The sequence below is a fragment of the Novacetimonas hansenii JCM 7643 genome (assembly GCF_000964405.1).
In the GTDB taxonomy this organism is placed as follows: Bacteria; Pseudomonadota; Alphaproteobacteria; order Acetobacterales; family Acetobacteraceae; genus Novacetimonas; species Novacetimonas hansenii.
In genome coordinates, this window is record NZ_BANE01000057.1 from 1 (window position 1) to 14596 (window position 14596).

The following is a 14596-nucleotide window of genomic DNA, read 5'->3' on the forward strand; positions in this document are numbered from 1 at the left end:
CGTGGCCACCGCGACCGCCCCAGCCGCCGTTCTGGTTGCCGTTATTCTGGCCGCCACTATTCTGGTTCTCACCATTACCGTGACCACCACGACCGCCCCAGCCGCCGTTCTGGTTGTCGCCATCCTGACCGCCACCATTCTGGTTTTCACTACCATGATGATGACCATGGCGCCCGTCCTCGGCATGGGCAACCATCGGTAAAGAGGCACCAAGAGCCAATGCGAATAAAATCGAGCGTTTCATAATGTCTCCTATAATCTGACCATCAAGAGATTGTCCCGCATGCTTTCAAATGTAAGCCCCAACAATGTTACAAATAGAATCAAGGAGAAGAAGAAGGATATGTCCTTCATATGGTGAACCACAATAATAATACAAAATGTAACATGTATTATATATGGATAAATCTCCCAGGATTTATAATATATTTATAAAATACATAAAATATATTTGATATTTATTGGTGTTAAATTATTATTAAAAGTAAATTTGGCATGGAAACAGAAAAAGAGCCATTAGCGAACAATTTTTTCATGATTCAAAATATTCCCTATGAAATTGGAAATTTGCACAATTTATAATTAATGTTTCGAACGTATAATTATTCCTGTTATTTTATCATAAACAGGGATTATGAATGTGAACGATTTTTGATGGTTTTGTTTATCTGCCTGCATTCCGTATCTTGTCATCATCCACCACCTGCCTATGCTGGCAGGACATGCATGATCATGCGAATACAACCTGCAAGGGAGTTTCAGACAGTTGGCAACACCTCAACCTATTGATACCAAACTGACCCAAGCGGCTGTATTTCTTGTTGTCCGCCTGAATGATGACATATCTGTCAACAATCAGGTGCGAGATCTGCTTGGGGATATTTCCTCCTTGGTACGTGGTGTCGGTTTCCGGGTGCCTGACAGCAGGTTAAGCTGCATCACAGGTGTTGGGTCTGATGCCTGGGATCGCCTTTTCGGCCTACCCCGCCCAAGGGAACTGCACCCGTTTCAGGAAATCCGTGGCGTGCATCATGCGCCCGCCACCGTCGGGGACCTGCTATTCCATATCCGTGCAACACGCATGGACCTTTGCTTTGAACTTGCGACAGCAATCGTCAGTAGGCTGGATGGTGCCGCAGGTGTTGTGGATGAAGTGCATGGTTTCAAATATTTCGATGAGCGTGACCTGCTTGGCTTTGTCGATGGAACGGAAAATCCTTCGGGGCAGGCAGCGCTTGAATCCACGCTGATTGGTGATGAGGACCCTGAATTCGCTGGTGGTAGTTATGTGATTGTCCAGAAATACCTGCATGATCTGAAAAAATGGGATGCCATTCCCACAGAGGTTCAGGAACATATCATCGGTCGTCGAAAGGTGTCGGATATCGAACTGCCCGATGCCGCCAAACCCAGCTATGCCCACAATGTCCTCACCAATATCGAGGAAAACGGGCAGCAGCTTCAGATCGTGCGTGACAACATGCCTTTTGGCGAAGTTGGCAAGGGAGAGTTTGGCACTTACTTCATCGGTTATGCGTGTTCGCCCGCACGGACAGAACAGATGCTGCAAAACATGTTCATCGGAAAACCACCGGGTAATTATGACAGGTTGCTTGATGTCAGTACGGCGGTGACAGGAAGCCTGTTCTTCATCCCGACAGGCGATTTCCTCGACAATGCGCCAAATATCCCGGCAGACAATATATCTGCCGCCTCTCCTGCCACTCCTCCCCTTACGGAGCCAAGGCCCGGCTCTCTTGGTATCGGATCATTAAAATAAGGAATTCCTGACATGAATAATCTTCATCGGCACCTTGCCCCCATCTCCAGCAGCGCATGGGCACAGATTGAGGAAGAGGCAGCCCGCACTATCCGGCGGCATCTGGCAGGACGTCGCATTGTTGATACGTCAGAGCCGAAAGGCGAGGCTTTCTCTGGCGTCGGGACGGGACGCACGCGTCAGATCACCTCCCCTGGCGAAGGTATAGAAGTCACGCAGCGTGAAGTCCTGCCACTGGTAGAATTGCGCGTCCCCTTTACCCTGTCACGCACTGAAATTGATGCCGTGGAGCGCGGCTCTCTTGATTCCGACTGGCAGCCGGTCAAGGACGCCGCACGCAAAATCGCGTTCGCTGAAGACCGCGCCATTTTCGATGGATATGCCGCCGCCGCAATGCAGGGAATCCGTCAAAGCACGTCCAATACCCATCTCAAGCTACCGGTATCCGCAAAGGATTATCCCCGTGTTATTGCCGATGCCCTTGGTGCATTACGTCTGGCTGGGGTAAATGGGCCTTATTCGATTGTCCTTGGCACAAAAGCCTATGAAGTCATCAGTAGCGGCGACGACGAGGGCTATCCTGTCCGCAAGCATATTGAAAGCCTGATTGATGGGAAGTTGATATGGGCCCCAGCTATCGAGGGTGCTTTTGTGGTCTCTACACGTGGCGGTGATCTGGCCCTTGATATCGGACAGGATTTTTCAATCGGTTATCTGGCGCATACGGCGCAGACAGTTGACCTCTACCTGCAGGAAAGCTTTGTGTTCCGTGCACTTACCAGTGAGGCAACTGTCGTCCTTGACCCCACCACCAATGAGACAGACCTGGCAAAAGAACCTGCCTGATTTCTGCGGCAGCATGATATTACGTCTGTCAGGCACAGGTTCGTAAACCTGACAGACAGGCCAGAACCATGGATAAAGGACATAAAGATGGACAATCCACTTCAAGATTCCCCGCAAAAGGAAGCCCGGATCCTCGCCAAGGCAAAGGAACTGTGGATTGCTGATGGCAAGCCCGGATGTGGGCCCGAAGCCTATAGGGAAAACGCCTCTGAACTGATCGGGATGGAAAATAACCCTGATGCAGGACAGATTCCGGTGGCCTCTTCCGTCCCGCTTGATGCCAATGGACAGCCGATAGAGCCAGCATGGATAGAAGAAAACCTGGGTAATCCCGGGGGAAGCATGAATGAACTTGATGATAAACAGGAAGTCCCATTTGCGACGCGCAAAGAAGAGAAAGACGCCCTGAACAATTAATATTATTTCCCAAATGTGAGGGCATCGGGGAATTCCAGAAATTATAGAGCAATAAAAATTCTGACGCCGCCCTTTTAAAAGGCGGCGTTTTTAGATTCATACAGTTCTAATTATAGAAGTGAGTGTTTGAAATTTTAACTCCGGCATTATGTCTGGTTTATTTTTAAAAATTCAAACTCCATGAATTTCAAAAGATACGTGAATATATCCATATATTATTGCAATATTATCAGGAATTATTTTTATTTTGCAAACGCACGTTTCAGCGCGGAAAAATATGAATTTTTGAATATTTTACTCAATGGTGCTTCCGGAATAAAAACGTCAAACACATGATAGGCACCAGGAATGACACAAACTTCCGTTGGGACACCTACTGCCATAAGGCGTTTTGCATATTCAAGATCTTCGTCAAGGAACAGGTCCAGAGATCCAACACCAATATACGCTGGTGGCAGGCCATGCAGATCTGCCGCACGGAATGCCGCAGCATATTCCGAAACACCGGCACTACCTGGTGCCTGACCCAGATAGGCATTCCAGGCATAATGGTTGGCAGAACGAGTCCAGATATATTTACCCAGTTCAGGGGATGACATGACAGTCGTACCCGTCCGGTCATCAAGCATCGGATAAATCAACAACTGAAAACACACAGGCACCTCAGCACGATCCCGTGCCATCAGGGCAAGGCATGCCGTCAGTCCCCCACCCGCGCTGTCTCCCCCGATCGCGATGCGAGCCCGATCAACCGACAGTTTGTCGGCATTTGCATGCGTCCATTTTAATACAGCATAACAGTCTTCTATGGCAGCAGGATACGGTGCTTCAGGGGCAAGGCGATAGTCCACGGAAACAATGACAATACCCAGTTCATTTACAAGGTTCCGGCATCGCGCATCATCCACTCGGGCGTGCCGCTGACGATACCGCCACTGTGAATATAAACCAGCACAGGGATATTTTCGTCCCTTTCCCGTGGGGTATAGATAACCACGGGAACCTGTGGTGCCCCCACAGGTCCAGGCACAGTGCGCGTTTCAACATCTACATCCGTATATGAAGGCACCTCAACCGTACGGATGGCGGCAATGAATGCCTCTCTTGTCTGCAAAAGGGTCTGGTCACACAGCCCGTCAAACGACGGCAGAACTTTCAGGGCAGCACGGAATTCAGGGGCGACGGGATTGTGGGGCATGGGGATTTTCCTCCGTTATCTATCGCTACGATAAAACGCACTTCCCACACCGACATCATCACAAGCCACTGATTGAACAGAAGTTGTTTATGTATTTTTCCGCCATGCCAGCGACATACAGAAATAGCGGCTTCCACATTTCAGAAGCCGCTATTCATCAATTTCCCCGTATGGAAATGGGGTATACTACATGACGCAGTGCCCTACTTCAGGACTTTTGCGTGGATGCGGCATAAATCTGGTTGATAGCCGTTGAAAGAGCCGCATCGAACTGTGCGTCTGTCATGGTATAGCGCAATTCCTCAAGCAACGCGCGGGAGAAGCTTGCAATCATGCCATGGTTTTCCGCCAAACGCTGACAGGCTTCATCGCGTGAGTATCCACCGGACAGGGCCACAACACGCTGCACACGGGGATGTTTCACCAGATCAAGGTAAAGGTCGGGTTTTTCCGGAATTGAAACCTTGATCATGACCTGATAATCGCCCGGCAGGGCATCAAGACCACGATGTAGTTCATTATGCAACAGTGTTTCGGCCCCAGCCTTATCCGGGCTCTTGATCAGGACTTCGGGCTCCAGAATGGGAACAAGCCCTCGTTCCGCGATTTGCTGCGCCAAGGCAAACTGTTGTTTCACAATCGCCTCCACCCCGCGGCGTTCGGCAAGGTGAATGACAGAACGGGCTTTGGTGCCGTATATGCCCTTCTTTGTTGCTTGCTCAAGGAGTGCGTCAAGATCCGGGATCGGCTTCATCAACTGCACGCCGCCGGCTTCGGCTTCCAGCCCCTTGTCCACCTTCAGAAATGGCACGACACCGCGGTCCTTCCACAAGAAGGCCGGAACCGGTGTATCCTTTACCAACCCATTCATTGTCTGTTCAAAGAGAATGGCAGCAAGGATTTTTTTTCCCGTGAAAGACGGAGCCGTCACGACCCTGACCCGCATTTCATGCATGAGGGCAAACATTTGGGCGTCAGTGCTATAGGCGCTGTCGGCAATGCCATAATGGCGTAACGCACCCGGCGTGGAGCCGCCGCTCTGGTCCAGGGCCGCGATGAAACCCGCATTTTCAGACATGTTTTTACGCATCTGGGCGATTGACATAGCTATCTGTACCTCCTGTTTTCAATATTCATATACCATCGGGATGATATTTTGAATGTCATATATAATTGTCTTCCTGTCCGCATCTTTCAGTCCCAGAGATGCGATTACAACTTGGCCTCTTTCCCATATCCCCAAAATACCCTGTCCAGCATAAACCACAGACGGGACCGCCTTTCCGGGTCGGTCCTGTCTTTCAAATCAGTCCATAGCGTTCCAATAAATCGCCAATTTCTGTTCCTGTGACCAGATGGCGTACCACACCCGATGCCGGGACTTTTCTGCCATCGCGCAATTCCGCTGCCGCCTGAAGCAGCATGCGCACATCATAAATGCTACTAAAAACTTCCGGTACGGCGCGATCAATATCGAGGAGCGTATAAACCGCCTCCATCGCGGTACGAACAGAATATTCCGTGGTAAATACAGTATCACGTGGTGTTTCTGCAAACTGTCCCAAAAAGGCAAGGTTGACACTGCCTTGCGGCACCACCTGCGGTCGATCCCCACTGGAACGCGGCATAAACTGCGCCGTAATGAATGGCATCATGCATGGACGTGTCAGGGCGCCTGTTGCCGCCATGTCATCAATCTCTTCATCCGGCACGCCCATGTGAAACAGCCATTCGCGGGTAATCTCCTCCCCCGTGCATTCCTGCATCGGCTTCTTTACGTAATTCCCAGGTACATCGCTGAACAGGCCATAAAGCCACGCAACCATCTGCCCTTCTGGCTGGCCTTTGAAATGTGGCTGGCGGCTGACGACCCAGCTCATAAGCCATGCGGAATCTGCGATGGTAACTGGCCCCCCTGTCACGGTGCGACCGGAAAAAGGGTCACGACCCGTGATTTTGTACACAAGGGCAGGAATACGCGCATCCAGCGTCGTAACGGTTGCGGACTCCCACCGGGATTTCATGGTATCTCCACAAAATACGTCTGGCCGACCAAATGCCGGATCCTGTTGCGCGATATTACGCCATAGCTGCCATGTCCCGCCTTGTGCAATGGTCACATCCACCGGTGCAGGCGTATGATGATCACCCCAGCGGGAATTTTCCACCATCGACCCATTGGTAACGAAAACAAGGTCTCCACCACCAAGATCGGTGCCCCCTGCCTGCCCTTTCTCCAGCCATTCGATACGGGTTGCGGCCTTCGCTTCCCCCGATATCTCAACCTGCACATTGGTTACACACACATCGTGTCGGAATACAACACCCTGTCCAGCAAGCCACGTAGCAAGCGGTCGACTGAGGGACTCCTGCTGATTGAAACGGGTAAATTTCAGCGTATGCAGATCCTTGAGGCCAAGGATCTGATGGACAAAACGCCCAAGATAACGCTTCATTTCTATTGCGCTATGCCATGTTTCGAATGCGAACATGGAACGCCAGAATAACCAGAAGTTCGATTGCATGAACTCTTCTGACAGAACATCTTCAATTGTTCTATCCGCCAGCTTTTCTTCATCCGTCAGGATCAGTGAGATAATTTCCCGTCGCGCCCCACCTGTCAGTTTCAGGCTGCCCCGATCAGGCAGGGGCCGGCCACGCCCACACATGGCCCGTATTGGGCTACTGCTTGGGTCCGTCCGATTCAAACGATGGAATTCATCCAATACGGACGCCCCGGCAACCTCCAGAGAAGGAATGGACCGGTACAGATCCCACAGGCACTGAAACTGTTCCTCCATTTCCCGACCGCCGCGAATAAGCCAACCGGTCTGTGCATTGCCTGCACCATCAAGCGCACCGCCATCAGCATCTGAAGATTCCAATATGGTGATACGTGACGGGGGCATCTGCGCATCACGAACCAGAAAGGCTGCTGCTGCCATCCCCCCAAGGCCACTACCCACAATCCATGCGGAACGTGTCTCGATCCCGGCAGGTTTTTCCGGCCTTACAAAGGCTTCATAATTGCTGTGGGCGTATCTCATGGGATATTATGCCTCTGTTGGGGCCATTGCATGGCCCATCCATTTCAAACCCTTTATAGCCATAGCGTGCTTCTTTAGCTTCGCCTGTCGTTGATATAAATCAATTGCGCAGGGTCAAACGATGCATATCATATGTTTTAATAATACAGGGATCACAAAAATTCCCTGTGCAATTTACTTTATTTATAATAATATTTTATATGTGAATATTTATAAAATCATTAATTACTATTCTTTTTATGAGACATTGACATCTTATCCAGACATGTTGGGCAAAAGCATCCCGATGGCGCATCTATGGGTACAGGCAGGACAGGCAGACGTTCCATGCACCAGCATGCTCCATTTGGTTGACAGGAAAATTCGGCCCCACAGGTTTCACATTTTGCCATGATAATTCTCTTCGCCTGACTGATCCGCATATGTGTTATATGACACTATAGAAATATCAGATAACGGATACCCACTTGCCATAGTACCTAACCGAAAATAAGTTTAGCGATTTGAACCGGTTATGATTCATGGGGTTGCGAGAACCTGATGAGATCAAGATGACCTGGACTGAAATCACCCGAGCGCAGTATCAAAGGGACGACCTAAACTATGCAAGCGACCTGCGCGATGCGCAGTGGGCACTGATTGCGCCGCTGATGTCCAGGAAGAAACGACCGGGCAGACCACGACTTACGGATTTTGCGCCGGGTCATGGAGGAGGCGATCCTCTATATCGTCGCGGCCGTAGTGCATCCTGCCGACATACAGGCTTGCGACGGCGTTCCGCTCCTAGCGGCCTAAATCAGGTCTTTGTTGCCCTGGTTTCGCCATCTGATCAGTGACAGGGGATAGAAATTGCGTGGTGCGCTGGTTGAACCCGGTCGATGGATGATCGAGGGCGTCAAACGCAGCGATCAGGCCGAAGGCTTCGCCGTCCTGCCCAAACGCTGGATCGTGGCGCGAACTTTACATGGCTCATGACGTTGTCGTCGCCTCACGAAGGATGTCGAGGCAACAATATCGTTATCCCACGTCTGGTTGATGGTCGTTCATTCATATAAATTATGAAATTTTAAAATCGTATTTATGCCAATAATAATACGATACATCCCATCATTCATGGAATGATAATTTTCAAATATTACTGAAAACACTCTGTAAATTATACATTACATTATCTGTATCTGGGACTTAAACCCTATAAATTCAACATTTTTCAGGTTTCTTTGTGCATTGGGATGAAAATATATCTGAAAATCTGGCGCCAGTACGACACCACGCATGACATGGATCTGGTAATTCGTCTCGAATATCGTTGCATGTCCCTGCACGCCGGTTGCATGATTGGGGGCAGTCCTTGCCGGCATCATGGAGAGATCAAGTATATCCGTATCCGAAACTCCCGGAGCAATCTTCACATATGTCATGACCATGCCAAAAGCATCGTACGGTCTGCTTTTAATAAAACCGCGATCTACAAATGCTACATATGTTTCGTAATTGCGCAAGGATGTACGAGGATCATTATAGATCACTCCCCCCATGACCGTCAGTCCACCTTCAGAGTTGGAATAGGGATGATGGAGAATTTTTTGATCTACTTCCAGCCATGTACTCCATGTCTGTTGGTGATTACGGGCTGTCCTTCCCGACAGGGCATAAGGTTGTCCATTTACGTCATAGTAATTATCGGGGTTGGGGGCTGAAATAAGCTGTCCACCAATCTTGTAATGTCCAGGCAATTCATGTTTGCTTCCCAATACAGGCTCCCACCCAAGTTCAATGGGGGCCAACTGACCAACAATATTCGATGAATTAAAATGAAATCCGGTCCTATGTTGGCTGTTGGCATATATTCCGCGTTCAGCGAAATAAACACCTGCCTGTATGTAGGTATAACGTGATGGACGTCCGCGGACACGAAATCCCCATTCCCCAGCGGGATAGGAGGTGATGTACTGGTTATCAATCGCAGCCTTTGGCCGTCCACAAAAACTGTTATTCTGGAAATTGCAAAAAAGGGAACTGGCGCTGAACTCGCTCATTTCCGTTAAACGTCCTCCAGCAATACTAACGCGCCCCCCAAGCAGGTTTTCTTCTCCATAAGCCGTAACCAGGTGGACGACGACATTACCTCCGCCCCCATATATTTCCGACGAATGCGCCAGCCAGTCTCCCATCATGCGATTGGCCGTTGTGCCATACCTGCTGGTAAAAAGCGTATGCGTGGCAAAGCCCTTTAGACCCAGTATCTTATCCCAGTTAATATGCAGGGCAGTATTGACCTGACCTGCATTACTTGATCCCTGCCGGTAATTCGGATGACCGGCTGTAGGGGGGGAAAGAGCATCTGTATATTCATTGGTATTGTCCATGGTCAGGGCAACCCCCCGCGACCGTAGCCATGACGTCATGCCAAACGGGTTGGTAAACAGGGCTTCTGGCCGTGAAAAGGGGGGGACTACAGGCTTGCTGGAGGGATTGGCCATCAGCGGTGTCGCGACACGCAATCTGGCATCACTGTTTGAATTGTCCTGAAAAGTCTGCGCCAGCGCCTGTACTGATGATATAGTGACGAGGGCACCGAATATCAGGGTCGTTTTGACAAAAGACCATCCATGACAACATGTGTTTTTACGCATTGCAAAAAATGCAATCATCCATCTGGCCCCGATATAATTTTACTTGGTCACTATCAGAATACACAATGAGAAAAATAAGTTCCTGGTCACAGACCCGCTCTGACAGGTCATAATTCTAGAAACATTTTCTTTCTGATATTTGTTATTTCTTCAGAAAACCCTGAAAAAATCTGACTCACACAAAATCTGCTGAGTCCGTTACCAAAAATTCCCGATAGGATGTCGCCTGTATAAACAGGCGACATCTAGGGAATATTATTACTCTCATTAATAATCTATTTTAAGCAGCCGCTGTTTCTCGCGTTGAGAATCATACGGTCGCAAAGCCGTTACAATCAGATAACGGCCGTCAGCAATGCCTGCCCTGCAAAATGAGCCGCAAGGTTGCGCACAACCAGATTACCCATTTCCAGGCGCGTCTCCACCGTAGCGCTTGCGCGATGGGGCTGCAGCACGGTGCGATTGGAATGCATCAGGGCAGTTGGCACATTGGGTTCATGTTCGAACACATCAAGGGCTGCGCCCCCCAATGTTCCTTCTTCCAACGCCTGCACCAATGCCTGCTCGTCCACGACTGAACCACGGGCGACATTCACAACGACCCCATGCGTTCCTACCGCGTCAAGAATATCGCGATTCACCAGATGCCGCGACCCAGGCCCACCGGATGCAGCAATCACAAGGATCTCACTCTCCAGCGCCAATGCCTTCAGGTCAGGAACAAAATGATATTCATCCAGCCCGAAATCCTTCAGGTCGGTGTAGGATATGGGCATTGAGAAAGCTTGGGCGCGCCGGGCAATCGCTCGACCGACCTGCCCCATTCCGATAATGCCCAGCTTTTTTCCTGTGACCTTATGACCAAGGGCCGGTGCGGGTGAATGACCCCACGCACCATCACGCACATACCGATCACTTTCTGGCAATCCACGCAGCAGGGACAGAATCAGACCCAGCGCCATGTCTGCCACATCATCGGTCAGGACACCTGGCGTCGTCGTGACATGAATATGCCGCCGCCGGGCTTCCTTCAGGTCCACGGCATCGGTGCCAATACCATTTATGGCAATGATTTCAAGTGCGGGCAGGCTGTTCATGACCGGCGCGGGCACACCTGTCGCCCCGCCCGTTGCAATCGCGCGTATGTTGGGGGCAATCGCCTCCAATTGCTCCACAGAGGTAAAGCGATGAACGGTATAAGCCGCATCAAGCTGCTTTTCAACTTCAGGCATCATCGGTTCAATTAACAGGATTTCAGGCTTCATGATGTATTGTCTCCTGTTTCAGGCAAGAATGGTATGTACGGACCCAATGGCAGGGAAGCTTGCGCTGACCCTTGCACCATGATCCACAAAGATAGTCCCGGTGGTGGAACCAGTTGTAACGATACTTCCTGCATCAATACCCAGATTGCGGCGCGAGGCGTGGTTGGCAAGCCATACCAGAAGACGAAGCGGGTCACCGGCGGAGTTTCCCCCCACATGCTCGGCAACAGTCTCGTCATTGATGCTAAGGCGCACATGCTCCACGACAGGGTTATATTTTCGCCACTCGGCGACCCCTGGCCCAACGATCAGTGCGCCATGACTCTGCTGGTCGGCAGTGTGCAGAAATTTATGCTGTGATCCCGGTGTTTCGAAACGTGTGTCCAGAATCTCGATAACAGGATGGATAGTACCGATCCTGTCCATGACCTCATCACGTGTCCAATCCCGCTCACGCGGGGGCAGAGCCTGGGCAAAGCGATAGGCTATTTCCGCCTCAACGCCCAGATGGCGACACAGTCCATGCGGGACTGTCGCACCATCATTGAAGAGAGTTGATGCATGGATGGGGGCACAGAACGGTTCAGATGATGGCGTCTGCGCCCCGACCTTCCACCCCACAATCGGCCCAAGATGCTGCGCAACCTCGTCCTGGATACGATAGGCATCTTCAATCGACAAAGGCACAAGATTATCATCCACATGTGCCGGTGGTGGTGTTTTGCCATTTCGCACCGATAACAGCAGATGTACCACGTCGGTCGAGACAACATCAGTCATTGTTACATTTCCGTCTAATCATAAAATTTACAGAATATCGTTCTGCTCAAGCAGGTCGCGGTTGCGGCATTCCGGAATAAAGAACGTGGTTGCAATTGTGGTCATCGAAAGAAGGACGACATATCCAGCGATCGGCAGCCATGCCATCTGTCCGGGATGAACCGCATCGGGATGGAATGCCGCGACCCAGCGAATGATGAATGACCCCACCAAAGGCGTCACGCCACCGGCTATTACGGCCGATACTTCGCGTGACATGGATACCGCCATGTAGCGATGACGTGCGCCGAACATTTCCGGCAGCATCGCCGCCTGTGTCCCAAACATGCCCCATGTCGTTATCCCCAGTCCCATCGACAGCGCAAGCACGGCCAGCAGCGGGCGACCCGTGCTGAAAGCATACCATACGGGAAACGCCGTGACGCCCTGCAGGATCGCAAAACTGCGATAGACTTTTATGCGTCCGAACCGATCGCTCAGCAACCCGGCGATGGGCACGGTAAATCCGCCCACCACGGCAGCCGTTATCAGGGCCGACGTGCCCCACAGGCCCGGCAGGCCCATCGTATTGACGATATAGCTGATCGCCAGCACCTGATAGATGGATGAGCCGCCATTTTCCGCCATCCTGACGCCAATCCCCGCAATGATGGTCCGCCATGAGGTACGGATGACCACAGCCAGGGCTTCATGCTCTTCTTGCGTCTTACGCTGGATTTTCTCGAACGTCGGCGATTCCTTCAGCTTGAGACGCATGTAGAGGGCAACCACCAGGATCACGGCGCTGACCAGGAACGGAACACGCCAGACCCATGAATGCGTAATGTCCGTCACGCCAAACAACAGGCCGCAATAGACAATGGCGGCAATGATGGTGCCGATCTGGATGCCAAGGAACGGCAGCGAGGCATAGAATCCACGATGTCCTGCCGGGGCATATTCCGTCATCATCACGGCCGCGCCTGCCTGCTCTGCCCCGGCGCCAAGTCCCTGCAGCACCCGCGCTGTGACCAGCAGGACAGGGGCCCATACCCCTATTGTCTGGTACGTGGGGATCAGACCGATGCCCGTGCTTGCAAGACCCATCAGCGTCACCGTGATGAGCAGGACTTTCTTGCGCCCGATAGTATCACCCAACGTGCCAAAAATAATGCCACCGACAGGCCTTACTGCAAACCCGACGAAATAGGTTGCAAAGCTGGCGATGAGGCTCGTCACAGGGGAAACCGACGGAAAGAAGAGCGGTCCGAACACCAGTGCGGATGCAAGGCTGTAGAGCGCGAAATCGTAATATTCGAGCGCACTGCCCAGCGAGCACGTCCATGCCGCACGTCGAAGTTCGCTTACGCTCAGGGCCATTCGTGTTGCGCCCGCGCCCCGTATTATCCGACCGTCCGCACCGACGGCCCCGAATGCTGCCTGTGTCATGGAATGTCCACTTCGATCTGACGGCCCGTCAGGGCCGATTCACGAATGGCCAGCGCTATGGCAAGCGCGGCTAGTCCATCTTCACCAGTGGCGGCAGGCTGTCTCCTGCCCCGCACCGCACCGCTGAAGGTGGCAAGTGCATAGTGATAGAGATTGTGGTGATGGATGGGTATTTCACGCTCCCCATCGGCATTACGGATAAACAGCCGACCCGCAGGCCGTTGGCTCATGCAATCGCGACCGACAAGGACACCATCGCTGCCATAAAATTCCACGCCGCCTTCTGAAAATGGCACGGTATAGGATCCATGGATCTGCACCAGCACGTCACCGGGAAAACGCATAATGACCATGATGCCATCTTCCACCCCGTCATGAGCCAAACGACCGCTTTGCGTCATGGCCATGACGTGGGTCGGGTTGCTGCCGATCAAGAAGCGGAGCGTGTCAATATCATGGATCGTGCTGTCAAGGATCAGCCCGCCACCACCCGCATCATTGATCCGCCATCCATGCAGGGCCTGGGCCAGGAAATTGGCGTGGAACACACGTACGGCGTTAAGCCGCCCGATGGCACCTTCCGCCAGAAGCCGACGCAGTTCCTGGTGCATGGCGTTGCAGCGCAGGTGATGATTGATCCCCAGCACCACCCCTGCCGTACGACACGCGGCAATCATGTCATGCGCGTCGGTGACACGAAGGGCGAGCGGCTTCTCGCAGAGCACGTGTTTACCTGCCGCCGCAGCAGCCATGGTCTGCGCATGGTGAAACTGATTGGCAGTGCTGATATAAACGGCATTCACCCTGTCATCGGCAAGGATTGCGCCAATATCTGTCACATGTGCAGGAATGGCGTTTTCATTTGCGAACTTCGCCCCACGTTCTTCACTGGAACTCAGGACGGTTACAATGCTGCTGTCATTCTGTACACGAATGGCATCCACAATCCATTGCCTGGCGACGTTACTTGCGCCGATCAGGGCCCAGCCGATATGTTCATTCATTGAATAGCCACGGGCATCACGTGCCCTCCCCGTCTCTGGCACGGCTTCGTGCAGGTCTGTATTATTTTTATATTCAGTTTGGGAATGTTACGTATGTAACGATGGTTTTTATTAACCTGTTGGTGGAAGTTCTGATTTTGGCAATCATGAACTTTAACGCCACCCTGACAGGCAGGTTTTCCAACGATAAAAACA

General features: G+C 51.5%; 11 protein-coding genes and 2 pseudogenes. 5 read left to right on the forward strand and 8 right to left on the reverse strand.

Annotated features, from left to right (window positions below):
- The 4 genes from B7G66_RS17785 to B7G66_RS04325 all read left to right on the forward strand — a co-directional run.
- Nucleotides 1-202: hypothetical protein (locus B7G66_RS17785; protein ID WP_048858865.1), on the forward strand; the 202-nt coding region annotated here is incomplete at its 5' end.
- A 564-nt stretch (nt 203-766) separates the two neighbouring features.
- Entirely contained in the window at nt 767-1780 is a 1014-nt protein-coding gene (locus B7G66_RS04315; RefSeq protein WP_003619735.1) for a Dyp-type peroxidase, read from the forward strand.
- A gap of 12 nt (nt 1781-1792) precedes the next feature.
- Nucleotides 1793-2626, forward strand: a complete 834-nt coding sequence (locus B7G66_RS04320) for a family 1 encapsulin nanocompartment shell protein (RefSeq protein WP_003619733.1) — start codon at nt 1793-1795, stop codon at nt 2624-2626.
- Nucleotides 2627-2713: 87 nt separating this feature from the next.
- Nucleotides 2714-3043 carry a hypothetical protein gene (locus B7G66_RS04325; RefSeq protein ID WP_003619731.1) on the forward strand — a complete coding sequence of 110 codons (330 nt, stop codon included), beginning with the start codon at nt 2714-2716 and terminating at the stop codon, nt 3041-3043.
- A gap of 242 nt (nt 3044-3285) precedes the next feature.
- Here B7G66_RS04325 and B7G66_RS04330 read toward each other — a convergent pair.
- The 3 genes and pseudogenes from B7G66_RS04330 to B7G66_RS04340 all read right to left on the reverse strand — a co-directional run bounded on the left by B7G66_RS04330 (nt 3286) and on the right by B7G66_RS04340 (nt 7288).
- A pseudogene (locus tag B7G66_RS04330) lies at nt 3286-4241 on the reverse strand (alpha/beta hydrolase).
- A 208-nt stretch (nt 4242-4449) separates the two neighbouring features.
- Complete coding sequence (locus tag B7G66_RS04335) at nt 4450-5346, reverse strand: fructose bisphosphate aldolase (RefSeq protein WP_003619729.1); 897 nt, start codon at nt 5344-5346, stop codon at nt 4450-4452.
- Between the two features lie 196 nt (nt 5347-5542).
- The gene (locus B7G66_RS04340) at nt 5543-7288 is read right to left on the reverse strand and encodes an oleate hydratase (RefSeq protein WP_003619727.1); all 1746 of its coding nucleotides are present in this window, start codon (nt 7286-7288) and stop codon (nt 5543-5545) included.
- Between the two features lie 551 nt (nt 7289-7839).
- On the opposite strand from B7G66_RS04340, the pseudogene B7G66_RS04350 reads away from it, so the two are divergent.
- Nucleotides 7840-8350 (forward strand): annotated as a pseudogene (locus tag B7G66_RS04350) (transposase).
- A gap of 101 nt (nt 8351-8451) precedes the next feature.
- Here B7G66_RS04350 and B7G66_RS04355 read toward each other — a convergent pair.
- The 5 genes from B7G66_RS04355 to B7G66_RS04375 all read right to left on the reverse strand — a co-directional run bounded on the left by B7G66_RS04355 (nt 8452) and on the right by B7G66_RS04375 (nt 14401).
- On the reverse strand, nt 8452-9942 hold the full coding sequence (locus tag B7G66_RS04355; protein WP_048858866.1) for a carbohydrate porin: 1491 nt from the start codon (nt 9940-9942) through the stop codon (nt 8452-8454).
- A gap of 317 nt (nt 9943-10259) precedes the next feature.
- Nucleotides 10260-11189 carry a 2-hydroxyacid dehydrogenase gene (locus tag B7G66_RS04360; protein WP_003619721.1) on the reverse strand — a complete coding sequence of 310 codons (930 nt, stop codon included), beginning with the start codon at nt 11187-11189 and terminating at the stop codon, nt 10260-10262.
- A gap of 18 nt (nt 11190-11207) precedes the next feature.
- The gene (locus tag B7G66_RS04365; protein WP_003619719.1) at nt 11208-11969 is read right to left on the reverse strand and encodes a 2-keto-4-pentenoate hydratase; all 762 of its coding nucleotides are present in this window, start codon (nt 11967-11969) and stop codon (nt 11208-11210) included.
- A 27-nt stretch (nt 11970-11996) separates the two neighbouring features.
- Nucleotides 11997-13397 carry an MFS transporter gene (locus B7G66_RS04370; RefSeq protein WP_048858867.1) on the reverse strand — a complete coding sequence of 467 codons (1401 nt, stop codon included), beginning with the start codon at nt 13395-13397 and terminating at the stop codon, nt 11997-11999.
- On the reverse strand, nt 13394-14401 hold the full coding sequence (locus B7G66_RS04375) for a Gfo/Idh/MocA family protein (protein WP_003619715.1): 1008 nt from the start codon (nt 14399-14401) through the stop codon (nt 13394-13396). The genes B7G66_RS04370 and B7G66_RS04375 overlap by 4 nt, the downstream gene beginning before the upstream one ends.
- Nucleotides 14402-14596 lie beyond the last annotated feature (195 nt).

Bases quoted from the DNA above. Each gene is read 5' to 3' on its own strand.
- B7G66_RS04320 (WP_003619733.1), top strand. From the start codon at position 1,793: ATGAATAATCTTCATCGGCACCTTGCCCCCATCTCCAGCAGCGCATGG.
- B7G66_RS04325 (WP_003619731.1), top strand. From the start codon at position 2,714: ATGGACAATCCACTTCAAGATTCCCCGCAAAAGGAAGCCCGGATCCTC.
- B7G66_RS04335 (WP_003619729.1), bottom strand. From the start codon at position 5,346: ATGTCAATCGCCCAGATGCGTAAAAACATGTCTGAAAATGCGGGTTTC.
- B7G66_RS04340 (WP_003619727.1), bottom strand. From the start codon at position 7,288: ATGAGATACGCCCACAGCAATTATGAAGCCTTTGTAAGGCCGGAAAAA.
- B7G66_RS04355 (WP_048858866.1), bottom strand. From the start codon at position 9,942: ATGATTGCATTTTTTGCAATGCGTAAAAACACATGTTGTCATGGATGG.
- B7G66_RS04360 (WP_003619721.1), bottom strand. From the start codon at position 11,189: ATGAAGCCTGAAATCCTGTTAATTGAACCGATGATGCCTGAAGTTGAA.
- B7G66_RS04365 (WP_003619719.1), bottom strand. From the start codon at position 11,969: ATGACTGATGTTGTCTCGACCGACGTGGTACATCTGCTGTTATCGGTG.
- B7G66_RS04370 (WP_048858867.1), bottom strand. From the start codon at position 13,397: ATGACACAGGCAGCATTCGGGGCCGTCGGTGCGGACGGTCGGATAATA.
- B7G66_RS04375 (WP_003619715.1), bottom strand. From the start codon at position 14,401: ATGAATGAACATATCGGCTGGGCCCTGATCGGCGCAAGTAACGTCGCC.